The sequence below is a fragment of the Marinicellulosiphila megalodicopiae genome (assembly GCF_045862395.1).
Classification (GTDB): domain Bacteria; phylum Pseudomonadota; class Gammaproteobacteria; order Pseudomonadales; family Natronospirillaceae; genus Marinicellulosiphila; species Marinicellulosiphila megalodicopiae.
In genome coordinates, this window is record NZ_AP023087.1 from 2,152,498 (window position 1) to 2,166,914 (window position 14,417).

At 36.6% G+C, this 14,417-nt stretch carries 10 protein-coding genes and 1 pseudogene; 5 read left to right on the top strand and 6 right to left on the bottom strand.

Annotated features, from left to right (window positions below):
* Positions 1-141: 141 nt before the first annotated feature.
* The gene (locus TYM08_RS09120; RefSeq protein WP_422382664.1) at positions 142-2,040 is read left to right on the top strand and encodes a putative bifunctional diguanylate cyclase/phosphodiesterase; all 1,899 of its coding nucleotides are present in this window, start codon (positions 142-144) and stop codon (positions 2,038-2,040) included.
* 18 nt (positions 2,041-2,058) lie between these two features.
* Here the strand turns inward: TYM08_RS09120 and TYM08_RS09125 are convergent, their stop codons facing one another.
* Both TYM08_RS09125 and argF read right to left on the bottom strand, forming a co-directional pair.
* Entirely contained in the window at positions 2,059-3,093 is a 1,035-nt protein-coding gene (locus tag TYM08_RS09125) for an ABC transporter ATP-binding protein (protein ID WP_422382665.1), read from the bottom strand.
* Positions 3,094-3,100: 7 nt separating this feature from the next.
* Positions 3,101-4,012, bottom strand: coding sequence for an ornithine carbamoyltransferase (argF, locus tag TYM08_RS09130; protein ID WP_422382666.1), 912 nt, complete (start codon positions 4,010-4,012; stop codon positions 3,101-3,103).
* 233 nt (positions 4,013-4,245) lie between these two features.
* On the opposite strand from argF, the gene TYM08_RS09135 reads away from it, so the two are divergent.
* From TYM08_RS09135 to TYM08_RS09145, 3 genes are all read left to right on the top strand, one after another.
* Positions 4,246-5,535 carry an adenylosuccinate synthase gene (locus TYM08_RS09135; protein ID WP_422382667.1) on the top strand — a complete coding sequence of 430 codons (1,290 nt, stop codon included), beginning with the start codon at positions 4,246-4,248 and terminating at the stop codon, positions 5,533-5,535.
* A 68-nt stretch (positions 5,536-5,603) separates the two neighbouring features.
* Positions 5,604-7,886: a ribonuclease R gene (rnr, locus tag TYM08_RS09140; RefSeq protein ID WP_422382668.1), complete on the top strand. Its 2,283-nt coding sequence runs from the start codon at positions 5,604-5,606 to the stop codon at positions 7,884-7,886.
* Positions 7,887-8,189: 303 nt separating this feature from the next.
* Positions 8,190-8,939 carry an alpha/beta hydrolase family protein gene (locus TYM08_RS09145; protein WP_422382822.1) on the top strand — a complete coding sequence of 250 codons (750 nt, stop codon included), beginning with the start codon at positions 8,190-8,192 and terminating at the stop codon, positions 8,937-8,939.
* A 125-nt stretch (positions 8,940-9,064) separates the two neighbouring features.
* On the opposite strand, the gene TYM08_RS09150 is transcribed toward TYM08_RS09145, so the two are convergent.
* The 4 genes and pseudogenes from TYM08_RS09150 to TYM08_RS09165 all read right to left on the bottom strand — a co-directional run.
* Entirely contained in the window at positions 9,065-9,262 is a 198-nt protein-coding gene (locus TYM08_RS09150) for a hypothetical protein (RefSeq protein WP_422382669.1), read from the bottom strand.
* On the bottom strand, positions 9,262-9,426 hold the full coding sequence (locus TYM08_RS09155) for a hypothetical protein (RefSeq protein ID WP_422382670.1): 165 nt from the start codon (positions 9,424-9,426) through the stop codon (positions 9,262-9,264). The genes TYM08_RS09150 and TYM08_RS09155 overlap by 1 nt, the downstream gene beginning before the upstream one ends.
* Positions 9,427-9,895: 469 nt before the next feature.
* Positions 9,896-11,992 carry a hypothetical protein gene (locus tag TYM08_RS09160; protein WP_422382671.1) on the bottom strand — a complete coding sequence of 699 codons (2,097 nt, stop codon included), beginning with the start codon at positions 11,990-11,992 and terminating at the stop codon, positions 9,896-9,898.
* 93 nt (positions 11,993-12,085) lie between these two features.
* Positions 12,086-12,289: pseudogene (locus TYM08_RS09165) on the bottom strand (vitamin B12 dependent-methionine synthase activation domain-containing protein); the annotation flags it as partial.
* 566 nt (positions 12,290-12,855) lie between these two features.
* Here TYM08_RS09165 and ltrA point away from each other — a divergent pair.
* Entirely contained in the window at positions 12,856-14,196 is a 1,341-nt protein-coding gene (gene ltrA / locus TYM08_RS09170) for a group II intron reverse transcriptase/maturase (protein WP_422382672.1), read from the top strand.
* Positions 14,197-14,417: the final 221 nt, after the last annotated feature.

The window sequence follows — 14,417 nt, forward strand, 5'->3', positions numbered from 1 at the left end:
ATAAAGGTAAAGCGAAAAAATTTGAATTCCATTGGCATTGCAAAAGATTATTACAATAGTCACTAATTATAACTATAATGAATCATTACACATTCATATATTATGCAAATTTTTGGGATTATTTAATGCGAATTGATTTATATGTTAGATAAACAGTCAAATAAAACGGATTTTTTTGTTGGGAATAAGAATAAGCGTTTATTGCAATTATTTTATTCTGTTCAAACTACCATGATATTGGTGTGTATACAGCAATTATTAGTTGGTAAAATCCATACTACTCTTATACTAGCTGGCAGTTTTGTAATATTATTTGGTATTTACTTTCTAATTAAAAAAAATTACACCAATCTTGCAAGTCACATGCTGTTATTAATTTTAACATCTATTGCAATGTATTTAATGTGGAAGTATGAGGGTATTCATGATAGTGCTGTTTTAGTCTTACCAACTGTTCTCATTCTTGCAGTTATGTTGAATTTACCTAGATTATTTTTCTTTTTATATTTTTTGATTATTCTTAGTATTTTATTAAACGGTTATTTTAACGATATTGGTTGGGTCGAGAATATAGTCAATCAGCCCACGTTAAATGATGCATTTGTGATGACTGCAATCATAAGTGTCATAAGCTTCTCCGTTTGGTTGATGCTCAAAGATTTACAGAATTTGTTGACTCGATTGTCTCAAGAAGTCGTTTTGGTAAAAGAATCTAAAGCAGAAATCGATAAAATGTTACATCACGACTCTTTGACTGGGTTACCTAATCGATTTTTAGCAAAAGAATTTTTTAATGATGTGTTATTAAGGGCCCGTCGTACTAATGGTTTGGCATGCGTAATTTTTTTAGATTTAGATCATTTTAAACATATTAATGATAGTTTTGGTCATCAGGTGGGAGATGAATTTTTAAAGCATACTGCTGGTAAGCTTAAAAGTATTCTTAGGCAAACGGATCGTGTTTGTCGTCACGGTGGAGATGAGTTCTTAATTATTTTAGAAGTGGTGCAAACTGAAAAAGAAATCACTCATATTATCAGTAAAATTTCAGAGCAGGTGGCTAAGCCATTTTTATTTGAAACATTTGATATTATTACAACCTGTTCTTTAGGAGTCGCAATAGCACCCAATGATGGTAATGATTTTAATACGTTGTTGAAAAAAGCCGATTTAGCTATGTACCACAGCAAGCATTTAGGTCGAAACGGTTTTAATTTTTATAACGAAGCCCTCAATAAAAATTTACAAGAACACATGGAATTAGTTAGTGATTTACATAAAGCCCTTGAAGGAGGGCAGTTTTTTCTATGCTACCAGCCTAAATTTGACTTTTTAACCGGTGAAATAAATTCAGCCGAAGCATTAATTCGTTGGAATCACCCTCAAAAAGGTGTAATTGGTCCCGATGTATTTATACCTGTAGCAGAAAGTTCAGGGTTAATTGTTCAAATTGGCCAGTGGGTAATTGATGCAGCCTGCGAGCAGTGTAAAAAATGGCAAGAGTTTGGTTTTTATACGCTAGGTGTGTCAGTAAATGTATCTGCAGTGCAGTTTCAGCGTGATAATTTAGAAATCGTGGTGGAAAAGTCATTATCTAATTATTTGCTCCCTGCAAATAAATTAGAGTTGGAAATCACGGAAACAGTGTTGGTAAGTGATACAGACATTGTTAAAGAAAAAATGGCTAAATTGAGGGCATTAGGCGTTAAGTTTTCAATTGATGATTTTGGCACGGGTTACTCCAATTTAAATTATTTAAAAAACTTAGAAGTAGAAACCTTAAAGATTGATCAGTCGTTTGTTAAAAATTGCTTAACCGATGAACAAGATCGCGCCATTATTAATGCAATTGTGCAAATGGCGAATAGTTTACAGTTGAAAACAGTTGCTGAAGGCGTTGAAGAGGAAGAAGTAGCTGATTTTCTCAAAAGTATTCGATGCGGTGCCGGGCAAGGGTTTTATTGGTCTAAGCCACTTAACTCTGATGAGTTTATTGCCTTTTTATACGCTCAAAATAATTCATACATGCCTAAAATATAATAAGAATGGCGGGCTGTTTTAATAGATCCATTTATCATTGGGGGCAAAAAAAGCCTTGGATTGTTGTCCAATTTTCAAATTCTGTGAAATCGATTGGGGCAGTTGGATTTTGATTTCAGTTTGTCCTACACATAAAGTCACATCATCGTACCAACCATGAAATTGTTTGTTCTGAATGTTAAATTCAATATTCCCATTTTCGTTAAAATTTAAATTTTGAGATCGAATTAATATTTGATAAGCACCATCTTTTAATGATTGATTAATCTGATAATTTTGGTGGAATAATTCAAAGGATTGCTTATTAATTTCAATATCTAAAAATACCCCATCACCAAAAAACTGTGCCACTTCTATTGAGTTGGGGTAGGAATATAAAGTTTGTGCCGATCCTAATTGCAAAATGGAGTCTTTAATATCAGTAGATTGAGTTAGCAGTGCAACCTGATCTGCCATTAAAAATGCTTCTTCTTGATCATGGGTGACTAAGATCGCTGCTGTGTTTTCTTGTTTGAGAATATATTTCACTTCACCAGCAAGTTGTCTACGTCTATCTAAATCTAAGTTAGAAAAAGGCTCATCCAATAATATTACTTTAGGTTTGGGGGCTAATGCTCTGGCTAAGGCAACCCGCTGTTGCTGTCCACCGGAAAGTTCATGTGGAAATTTTTGTGCGTAATCGTGTAAATCAATTAATGCCAGCAGATCCATTATGCGCTCAAATCGTTTTTGCTTATCTTGCTTGTGCAATCCAAAGGCGATATTGTCAAAAATACTAAGATGAGGGAAAAGGGCGTAATCTTGGAAAACCATGCCAATTTGACGATTTTCGGGAGGGATGCTTTTTGTTTTAGAGCAAATTAATGCGCCATCTAGCTTTATTTCACCGTTATGTAGCGGATTAAAGCCAGCTATTGCGCGCAATAATGTCGTTTTACCGCAGCCACTTGAGCCAAGTAAACATAGAATTTGACCTTCATTTAAGTCAAAGCTTACATTTTTGACCACTGTAAGTGCTTCATACCCACAATCGACGTTTGAAAGCTTTAACATATATGGCCTATTTTGAACCCACTAATAAAAATTCTAATAATGCTTTTTGAGCATGAAGTCGATTTCCCGCTTCTTCCCAAACGACACTTCGAGGATCATCTAGCATATCTTCACTGACTTCTTCACCGCGATGCGCAGGCAAGCAATGCATAAATAATGCATCTTTATCAGCGGTATCCATCAGTGCAGGACTGACTTGAAAATCAGCAAACTGCTTAATTCTGGCTTCTTGCTCTTCTTCTTGGCCCATTGATGCCCAAACATCCGTCACAACTAAGTGTGCGCCTTTTACCGCCTTTTTAGGGTTGTTTGTGACAGTCACACGGTGTGCATGTTGCTGAACTAATGATTCCATTGGTTCAAAGCCTTCAGGGCAGGCAATATTTAGTTGAAAATCAAACATTTCAGCGGCATTAATATAGGAATGGCACATGTTATTACCATCACCAATCCAAGCAACGGTTTTACCTTTTATATCGCCATGTACTTCATAATACGCTTGCATATCAGCTAATAACTGACAAGGGTGAAAATCATCAGTTAACGCGTTGATAACAGGTACAGTTGCAAATTGTGCGAATGTTTCAATTTTTTCGTGTTCAAACGTTCGAATCATAACGGCATCCACCATTTGGCTTAACACTCGAGCACTGTCTTCAATAGGTTCGCCTCGGCCAAGCTGTGTATCGTTTGGTGATAAAAAAATTGATCCTCCGCCAAACTGTTGCATACCTGCTTCAAAAGAAACACGTGTTCGAGTTGAGGACTTTTCAAAGATCATGCCTAGCACTTTATTTTTAAGTGGCTCAAATAATTCGCCACTTTTATGCATGGTTTTTAATTCGCATGCACGCACAATAAGTTGATGTAATTCGTCTTTCGATAAGTCTTTTAAAGTCAAAAAATGTCTGACGGTCATGAGCAAAGCTCCACCTAGTGATTCAAAAAAAGAGGCGGATGTTACATGATTTTACAAAAAGGGGAAAGCTTGAGCTGCTTGTAAAATAGACAATATAAAAATGAACTTAAATAAACGCTTCAAGAAAGTAGAGTTTCAGGTTAAAATGAGCAAACCGAGTCACAAAACCTCGGTTTTTTTATGTCTGTAAAAATGCAGCGTTTTAATTAGTTAACAGTAAGGTCCGAGCGAGCATGGGTAAGAATGTTGTTGTATTAGGTACACAGTGGGGAGATGAAGGCAAAGGTAAAATTGTTGATTTATTAACCGACAAAGCCAAAGCAGTAGTACGTTTTCAAGGTGGTCATAATGCAGGGCATACGCTCGTCATTGACGGTGTTAAAACAGCGCTACATCTAATTCCTTCTGGTATTTTACGTGAAAACGTAGAGTGCATCATCGCAAACGGCGTGGTATTAGCACCCGATGCATTATTAAAAGAAATGGCTGGACTTGAAGCGCGTGGCGTTCCAGTTCGTGAGCGATTAAAAATCTCACAAGCCTGCCCTTTAATTTTGCCTTATCATGTTGCGTTAGACCAAGCACGTGAAATCAAGCGCGGTAAAGCAGCAATTGGCACTACAGGTCGTGGTATTGGTCCAGCGTATGAAGATAAAGTAGCCCGTCGCGGTTTACGTCTTGGTGATTTTTACTCACCAGGTTTTGCTGAAAAATTAAAAGACGTGATGGAATATCATAATTTCGCATTAGTGAATTATTATGGTGTTGAAGCGCAAGATTACGAAGAAACATTAGCCCTTTGTAAGCAATGGGCAGCTGAAATCAAACCAATGGCAATTGATGCAGTTCATGAAGTACATAAACTTCGTGAAGAAGGCGCCGATGTTATGTTTGAAGGTGCGCAGGGTTCTTTATTAGATATTGACCATGGTACGTATCCTTTTGTTACTTCATCTAATACAACCGCTGGCGGCGTCGCTACGGGTTCTGGTCTAGGTCCAATGTACTTAGATTACATATTAGGTATTACAAAAGCATACACCACTCGTGTAGGTGCTGGTCCTTTCCCAACAGAGTTGTTTGATGAAGTCGGTACGCATTTATCAGTAATTGGTAAAGAAAAAGGCACAACAACCGGTCGTGACCGTCGTTGTGGTTGGTTCGATGCTGCATTGGTTAAGCATTCAATTCGTATTAACTCAATAACAGGTATCTGTTTGACGAAGTTAGACGTATTAGATGGATTAGAAACCGTTCGTGTTTGTATCGGTTACAAAGACGACGAAGGTAATGACGTAACATGGCCAAGCAGCGCAGAGCAATTTGCGAGCATTACGCCTGTTTATGTTGATTTACCAGGTTGGTCTGAAACCACTTTTGGTGCACAATCTATCGATGATCTTCCGCAAAATGCGAAAGACTATATAAAATATATTGAGAACGCCATCGGCGCCCCAATTGATATTATATCTACCGGGCCTGATCGAGTAGAAACCATCACATTAAGACATTGTTTTGATTGATAAATAATACATAAAAAGGCATCTTAGGATGCCTTTTGTGTATCTAAATGAAAGAAAAAAGAGAATAAATGAAAGATAAAAAAATTAATAAAAAACCCGGTAAGGATCAACACGCCAAGCGGGAAGAATCGAAATACGACAAGCCAGTGGCAAGTCGTGAACACTTAACTGAAGTGTTGGAATTTGTAGGTAAACCTCTGACTCATCCACAAATGTGCGAAGAGCTTGGCATTACTGATGCCGATGCAATTGAAGGCGTGCGCCGTCGTTTAATTGCTATGTGCCGCGATGGACAATTAATGTCTAATCGTAACGATGCATACGGTTTGATCAATAAATTAGACCTTGTAAAAGGTCGCATCCAAGGCCATCCCAACGGTTTTGGATTTTTAATCTGTGAAGATGATCACGAAGATGTGTTTATTTCAGAGCGTCAAATGCGTTGTGTATTTGATGGCGATGACGTATTGCTGCGTAAAATGGGTTTGAACTTCAAGGGCAAACCTGAAGGCAAAATCATTGAAATCATCAAACGAAACACACAATCACTAGTGGGTCGTTTTAGTGATAAAAGCGGATCATTTTTCGTCACTCCAGAAAACAAACGTATTAGCATTGATGTCAGTATCGATGCTGCTCATACCATGGGCGCAAAAGAAGGCGACGTGGTTAAAATTGAAATCACCGATCAACCTCAATATCGCAGACCGCCAGTGGGTCAAGTGGTTGAAGTCTTAGGTGAAACCTTTGCTCCTGGTTTAGAGATGGACATTGCGTTGCAAAACCACAATATCCCTCACGAATTTCCAGAAGCAGTATTAAAACAAGCTGATTTATTAGCCGATACGCTAAATGATGAAGATCTTGTTGGTCGTGTTGATTTACGTGGCAAACCGTTCATTACCATTGACGGCGAAGACGCTCGAGATTTTGATGACGCTGTGTTTGCACAGGCTAAAAAAGGCGGTGGATTCCACTTGTACGTGGCCATTGCTGATGTCAGCCATTACGTTCCAGTTGGTACCGCACTTGATGAACACGCGCATGTGCGTTCAACGTCTGTGTACTTTCCAGAACGTGTGATCCCAATGTTGCCTGAGAAACTATCCAATGGATTGTGTTCACTGAATCCACAGGTTGACCGCTTAACCATGGTTTGCCAAATGGAAACCGATGCTGATGGACAATTGCTGGATTACCATTTCTATCAAGCTGTGATCCATTCTCACGAGCGTTTAACGTATACGCAAGTGGGGGGTTATTTAGAAAATCAAACCAAAATCACCGAACAAAAATCCGTCACCAAATCCATTAAAGCGCTATATAGCTTATATAATTTGTTAACGGTTCAGCGTAAAGCCCGCGGTGCCATTGAGTTTGAATCCGTTGAATCACGCATCATATTTAACGAAGACCGTAAAATTGATAAAATCGTGCCTGTTATTCGAAATGACGCGCATAAGCTGATTGAAGAATGCATGTTGATGGCCAACGAATGTGCCGCTAAATTCTTAATTGACCTAGAAATTCCCGGTTTATTTCGAGTGCACAAAGGGCCAAATGAAACCAAATTAGAAAAATTACGCGGTTTCTTAGGCGAGCAAGGCATCGATCTAAAAGGTGGCAACAAGCCAACCTCAAAAGACTTTTTGGCCGTCATTGAACAAATTCGAGATCGTGAAGATTTTGAAGTGCTTCAAACCGTATTGCTTCGTTCAATGAGCCAAGCGGTCTATGATCCTGAAAACGACGGTCACTTTGGTTTAGGTTACGAAGCGTATACGCATTTCACCTCGCCCATTCGTCGTTACCCAGATTTATTAATGCATCGCGCACTTAAATCCGTAATCGGTTCTAAAAAACGTACAAACCGAGTACGTCGAGTTCAAAAAACACCGAAGATCGATATCAACGATATTTATCCGTACGATTTTGAAAAATTAGTGCATTTGGGTGAACATTGTTCAATGTGCGAACGTCGCGCAGATGAAGCAAGCTGGGACGTATTAGCTTGGTTGAAATGCGAATACATGCAAGACAAGGTCGGTTTAACCTATACCGGAATCGTATCAACGGTCACATCATTTGGTATATTTGTTCAGTTAGATGAGATTCACGTTGACGGATTAGTGCACGTTTCAAGCTTGGCTTCCGATTATTATCATTTTGATGAAGCAAAACATCGCTTAATAGGCGAGCACACTAAAGCCGTATTCTCTATGGGCAGTGAAATTGAAATTCGCGTAAAAGGTGTGGATTTAGACACCCGCAAAATCGATTTTGAATTAGCCCAAGAACAACCGGCGAGACCTAAAAAGCCGAAGAAAAAGAAAAAACCTAAACATAAGTAAATGTTTAAAACAAAAAAAGCCTCTAAATACTTTGTGTTTAGAGGCTTTTTTATTTGAATTAGAAAATGACGATCAACATTGTTTAACGCTACAGTCTAATTTAGTTTTGACGAGCTAAAACCCGACCTTGAATCTACAAATAAAGATTACAAATCAAACCTGTAGGGCTGGGATTCATTCCAGTAAAACTAACCTCAAAGATTCCTACACAAGCAAATAGTTGCGCTGCGGTAATTTTAATTACAGGTACAGGGTTACAATGATCGTGATCAAACAATTGGAGCGCACAAACCTTTTAAAGTCATTGCTGATTATTTAACTAAAGCTGGAATTGCTGTGCTTCGTTATGATGATCGTCATTTAAAAATGAACGCAAAAAAAGCATGGCAATTTACCTCGCAAGATTTTGCCAGTGATGTTCAAAGTACTTCTGAGTTTTTAGAGGATCAAAGTGAAATAGGCAACAACAAAATTGGTTTAATCGGGCACAGCGAAGGTGGGTTTATTGCATCAATTGTTGGCACTCAAAATCCAAATATTGCGTTTATCATCTCATTAGCTGGCCCAGGTGTGTCGGGTAAAACAATAGCCATTAATCAAGCAAACGATTTTAATACTTCTGAAATAGACAAACAATACGCAATAAAAGCCGTTGAGATTGTTGTGAATGAAAGTGATTACAAGAAACGAATTAAACGTCTAAAACAACATTTAATTAAAACCTATGGCTGGTTGAATTATTTTAAAAATACACGAAAGCGCGGTTTATTATCTATAGCTGCTTCAAATTGGAATAAACAATTTTGTGAAAGTAACCCTCAAGATTATTGGAAACAAATAACCACTGCGGTTCTGGCTATTAATGGTGATAAAGACATTCAAGTTAAAGCCCATGAGAATCTACCTGTAATTGAACAAGCATTAAAACAAGCCGAAAACCCAAATTACAAAATAAAAACCATCAAAAATGCCAATCATTTATTTCAGATAAATGAAACGATTGATATGAGAGATTATAACGCGATGTTTAAGGATTATTTTGATTCTAAGTAGATATTTAGTGAGGATGTTTGGGTGATGATTGTTGATTGGGTGAGAGGAATGCGTTGACATAGAATTCAGTCATTACTTATCGTTTTAGTGTAATGGCTTTAGGTTTGTTGTGTGTCTGAATAGGTTTATGCACGTTTACTGTCTTGAATTGAATATTGTTTGGCTCGTTCTAAATTGTTTTCCCAAAAATAAATGCCATAACCTAACCAGTCGTATTTATTGTTACTGTGTTTAAAGTTATCTTCTTGAGTAAGAATTTTGAATGCAGAGGATTTGTCTATGCCATGAAATCCATAGACGATAGAGGGTTTAGATGAGTACATTATTTGCTTGATTTAGTGTCTTTTTCTTCACTTGAGAAAAAACGTGAGTCGATCTCACCCTGTGCGTTCAGTACATGGGCTTTTTTTAATAGTTCTATGCGCTGAGAATGATCTCTCTTTTTGCCAGCATCTTGAACCAAAGCAGTTAAATCAGTAATAGACATATTAATCTCTTAAACATTATATTAATTATCTATGTATCAATTAGATAATGCAAATATTACATATTGTATCGTTAGTTTTTTAATTCATTACAGCAAAGTTTGAATGTATTAAAAGCAATATTACCACAGACAACAGACAACGCAGATACACTACATAACACCCCGAGCGGTTAATATGGGTATTAGGGCTTTAGGCTTATAGTGTGTGTCAGAGTAGGCTCTATTCTGTGTGTCAGAGTAAGTTTCCATCAGAGAGGAGATTATTAAGACAGCCATGTTAACTTACTGGGCAGAAAAAAGGCCAATTTGCTTATAACTGACCTAGGTTTTACTATGGATGTCTCACTAATTTCCCTATGGATGTCTCACTAATTTCACAGGCTACTAATAATCCAAAACAGGACGTAACCACCTCTCAATAGCCACTAAACCCATTTCTGGACGACAGTTCGATAAATATTACTACCATTCAATCACAACCAATTCGTTCATCAATAATATGCTCATATTGCTCACCACCATTTAAAGTATAATCTTTAACTTCAATATAATGACACTCATCACTGGAAACAATATGATTAGATCTGTTTTTTGTAAATAGAGTTGTGCCGTTAGCGCCAAAATAATTGACTTTGTCGTATGGGTTGCTTCTTACTAAAAAATTCCCTATAGCTTCTGATTGTATATAGGTTACTTCATTATAATTTTTGGAAATAGCACTCTCAATTCGTAGGTGTTGATCATTTGAATCATAATAATCATAAATTCTGTACCAGCCATAATCTGTTGTTTTAAATTCTGAATATAATGGAGTTGAATTAATTCCACAGTTTTCACTTTGGATTATTTCGCTAATCTTGCTGTTATTTATTTTCAAAGTTTCGTATGTGATTAAGCCATTATTGACGCAAGAGTATCGATCGATCATGGTTTCATCTTCTTGCTGCGAATCAATAATATCCAACTTTTGTTGTCCAATAATATCTGAGAGTTTGAATTGAAATTGGAAGTGAAGATTTACAATTTCTTCAATATTGGATTCATCTATTTCCAATGTGTAATTAGTTGAATCAACCACTGGATCAAATCTATAACCTGTAGATGTCGTTAAAGTAATGAACTCTGGGTGTTGTTCATCATTAGAAATTTGAGTTATTTCACTTAATTCTGCATCAAAACTTTTTAACCGTAATTGATTTTTTATGTCACTGCTGGTTGAATCGAATATTAATTCTATAAAATATTGGCCATTTTCTAATGAAATGGTTTTCAATCCAGATTGTTTATTTCTTTCATAAAAATCGTAATAAACTTGAAAACCTTTTTTATCATATATATTCATTTTATAATTTGAGCTGGTGTCAAAATCAAAATATATTTCACCCTCATTCAAAACTGAAAATGTGTAGAAAGTTCCACTTTTAATAGATTCAACTTCGGATAATGTATTTACGTTTATTTCTTCAATGAACTCCACTGAACCATTATCAAGTTGAAATCTTACTTGAATATTTGGTGTATTTTCTGGTGAATATGCATGCTGGATATGCATATAATAAATCCCTTTGTTTAATAGTTGGCCGGGGTAAAATTCTTGTTCAGTTCCATTCCAATTATTACCGCTGAAATAATTATTATTGTATATAAATGCATGTTCAATTTTGAGGTTGTCAGAATCTAATAATACGGGTGTGAATTTTGTTTTAAAGTCTTCAGAAACAATTGTGAAGTTTAGCTCTGTATTGTCTTCAGTTATATCAATCTTATAGATCAATTTATTATGAGTATCAGTCCATTTTCTTGAATCTATAAATGTGTACGTATTTAAGCAGATTTTTTCGGGGTCACCTGTAATAAAATCTTCAATTTTATTGCCATTTAAGTAGGTTATTAAAGAATAATCAAGGGGACAGTTTTCGCTATTAAATTGATGGTCTTCTGAAAATACAGTCTCAAAATAAGTATTATCAGCGCCAAAATATTTGATAGTGTCTTCTGAACGTCTAAAAATACTGCCTAGTTTTTGTGAAATAATAAAAACTTCAGAAATTAAGGATTCATGATCTCCTTGAGCAAATACTTCATATTTCCCATGCTTTCCATCATAACCAATTATGTGATCTCTGCTGTGTTGATTTGTTCGATACAATTCTCTTGAAATAGTTCGTCCATCTAGTTCGCAGTTTTTGGTAGTTATTTCTAAGTTATATTCTAAATCATTTGAATAGCTAATATAGTTATAGCTAGCATCATTAAAACATCGGTACACAGATTCTGTTATATCATATATTCCGTCATAACTTTGCTTTTGTGTGCCGTCATTTTGATTTATTTGCGTTGGAACATATTGCTGTTCCCAAAGAGAAAATAGCTCTTGAAGTAGATAATCATAATTATCGTCAGTGAATTTAACACTTAAATCGGAAGGGTAGATAGGCGTATCTAGAATTGTACTAATTGGTTGCTCTTCGATAATCGCAGGATTTTCAGATTCTGGTGGATTATCAGTAGTGTTACATGATTGGAATGTTAAACATGTTAATAAGGCTATTAAAATTTTATTCATATTATTGGTGATCATTTAGGTGTTTAAAGTTTTAATGTAAAAAAGCCGTCAATTGACGGCTTTTGCATAGATATTACAACAAGTTACAACCAACTAATAATCCAAAACCGGACGCAACCATCTCTCAATAGTTTCTAAATCCATCTCTGGACGACGCTTAGCTAAATCTTCCACTTGGTCTTTATTAATCTTACCCACACCAAAATACTTAGATTCAGGATGAGAGTAGTACCAGCCACTTACACTGGCTGCTGGCATCATCGCAAAGCTTTCTGTTAACTCTACGCCTGTGTTTTTCTCGCCATAAAAAAAAATGGGGTCAGGCCGTACGCCGTTACCGGCAATATATCTAGCAGGTTAAAGTCCTGTCCTAGGAATTACTCATTCACCTAGGTAGCACTGAAAAGCAGTGTTCAAGTAATTGGATGCTGTAAGTTTTTCAAAGGCAAAACCGCAGACCGCAACGCAAGTGAATCTGTTTAGCCTCGTTAACTAAATAAGGACGCTGACTCTCTGTTTTGAAGGGGAAAGCTGTCATCTTTCAATCAAAAATATGATTTCTGATCTGTCTTTTTTAGACAGTCACAAACATATTTAATGAGCATGAACGAAAGAGTCCTTCGGGGTTATAAGAGTGGTATGTGGTGGAAGATACATTGTGCAGGACGGGAGATCCAATAAGGTGATTTTTTGCAGAATCAACGGTCATTTATAAGCGAAGAGCGAAATGATGACGGGCTTTATTGGAAGTCAGAGGGGCTAATAGTACCGTTTGAGGGTGAGCGACAACATAACGACACCCAAGGGAAGTGGCTCTACTTTATTCATGTAACCAAAGAGGAAAAGGCTCAGATGATTGCATTATGCTATTAACATCTTCCAGTTTGAAAAAACGAGTCGGTGACCTTCAGAGGAAACTATTTCAAAAAGCCAAACAACAATCCACATTTTGCTTTTATTCAATCTATGACAAGGTTTATCGTTTGGATGTCCTGCAATATGCTTACGAACTTGTTAAGAAAAACAATGGCAAACCTGGTTTAGATCGGGTGACATTTGAAACAATAGAACGAGAAATATCAAAGTGGCGTTACTTAAATATTTTACAATCTAAGCTTAAATTTAATTCCTATCAATCCAGTCCAATTAAACGTGTCGACATACCGAAAGGTAATGGCGAAACTCGTCCGTTGGGTATCCCGAATATTGAAGATCGAATCATCCAAATGGCTGTTAAAATTGTCATTGAACCAATTTTTGAATCGGGCTTCAGTAATAACAGTTACGGATTTCGTCCTAATCGATCGGCTCATCAAGCCATGAACAGTATTACTCAATCGTTAAGATCGGGACATACACAAGTGATTGATGCTGACCTGTCGAAATACTTTGATACCATCGCGCACGTTAAGCTCATGAAGTTAGTATCGCTGAGAGTTTCTGATAAGAAAGTATTAGCGTTATTAAATCAATGGTTAAAGTCGGTGGTGATCAAAGTAGAAAAGAGCGGAAAACAAACGGTTATTGCAGGTGGTAAGAAAAGTAAATTAGGCACACCTCAAGGTGGTGTTATCTCGCCATTATTGGCCAATATCTATCTGGATGTATTGGATAGAATATGGGACAAACACAATTTAGCATTTAAATTAAAAGCGAAAATAGTTCGATACGCTGACGATTTAGTGATTCTTTGTAAAAATGAAACAGATGCATCATATAAAGTGTTAACACAAGTTTTGGGTAAATTAGATTTACAACTTAATGGAGACAAAACTGAAGTGGTAGATTCGCTAAAAGAGAAGTTTAATTTTCTAGGTTTTGAAATTTCAATGGCAAAAAGCAAACAATCAGGAAAAGTATTCCCGATGGTTGAGCCGTCACAGAAATCGATGAAAAAAGTAAGTGAGAAGATTAAATTTTACACTCGAAGAGCGATGAATCCAGTACCGATAAATGAAGTGGTTAGACAATTAAATGCAACAGTCAGAGGCTGGTGCAATTATTTTTATTATGGTTACGGTCATCGAAAAATAAAGAAGATCCGATACTATATGGAAGAAAGTCTGCGACACCAACTAAGGTACAGACACAAGGTGAGAAATAGAGGGGCGAGTTATTATAAATTTCCAAGGCAGTATTTGTACGGTTATTTAGGGTTATATCAGCCACCAGTAAAACCGCGTTGGAAAGTTGTGCATGCTTGAGAAGAAGGATATCGGAAAGCCGTATGCGGGAGAACCGCACGTACGGTTTGATGAGGGGAGGCTGTCATGTTTTTTTAGATGTGGCTGTCTTCTACTCTATTTACATTTGACATAGACAGTCATTAATAATGTTTTTAAACTAAAGCTGGTGCAGAAACATATCAAGACACACCATAAACAAACAAGCCTAAACAAAAAGCCGTCAATTGACGGCCTTTTAT

What these genes read in the sequence shown, in the direction of transcription:
- TYM08_RS09120 (WP_422382664.1), top strand. Translation starts at nt 142, where the DNA reads ATGTTAGATAAACAGTCAAATAAAACGGATTTTTTTGTTGGGAATAAG.
- TYM08_RS09125 (WP_422382665.1), bottom strand. Translation starts at nt 3,093, where the DNA reads ATGTTAAAGCTTTCAAACGTCGATTGTGGGTATGAAGCACTTACAGTG.
- argF (WP_422382666.1), bottom strand. Translation starts at nt 4,012, where the DNA reads ATGACCGTCAGACATTTTTTGACTTTAAAAGACTTATCGAAAGACGAA.
- TYM08_RS09135 (WP_422382667.1), top strand. Translation starts at nt 4,246, where the DNA reads ATGGGTAAGAATGTTGTTGTATTAGGTACACAGTGGGGAGATGAAGGC.
- rnr (WP_422382668.1), top strand. Translation starts at nt 5,604, where the DNA reads ATGAAAGATAAAAAAATTAATAAAAAACCCGGTAAGGATCAACACGCC.
- TYM08_RS09150 (WP_422382669.1), bottom strand. Translation starts at nt 9,262, where the DNA reads ATGTACTCATCTAAACCCTCTATCGTCTATGGATTTCATGGCATAGAC.
- TYM08_RS09155 (WP_422382670.1), bottom strand. Translation starts at nt 9,426, where the DNA reads ATGTCTATTACTGATTTAACTGCTTTGGTTCAAGATGCTGGCAAAAAG.
- TYM08_RS09160 (WP_422382671.1), bottom strand. Translation starts at nt 11,992, where the DNA reads ATGAATAAAATTTTAATAGCCTTATTAACATGTTTAACATTCCAATCA.
- ltrA (WP_422382672.1), top strand. Translation starts at nt 12,856, where the DNA reads ATGCTATTAACATCTTCCAGTTTGAAAAAACGAGTCGGTGACCTTCAG.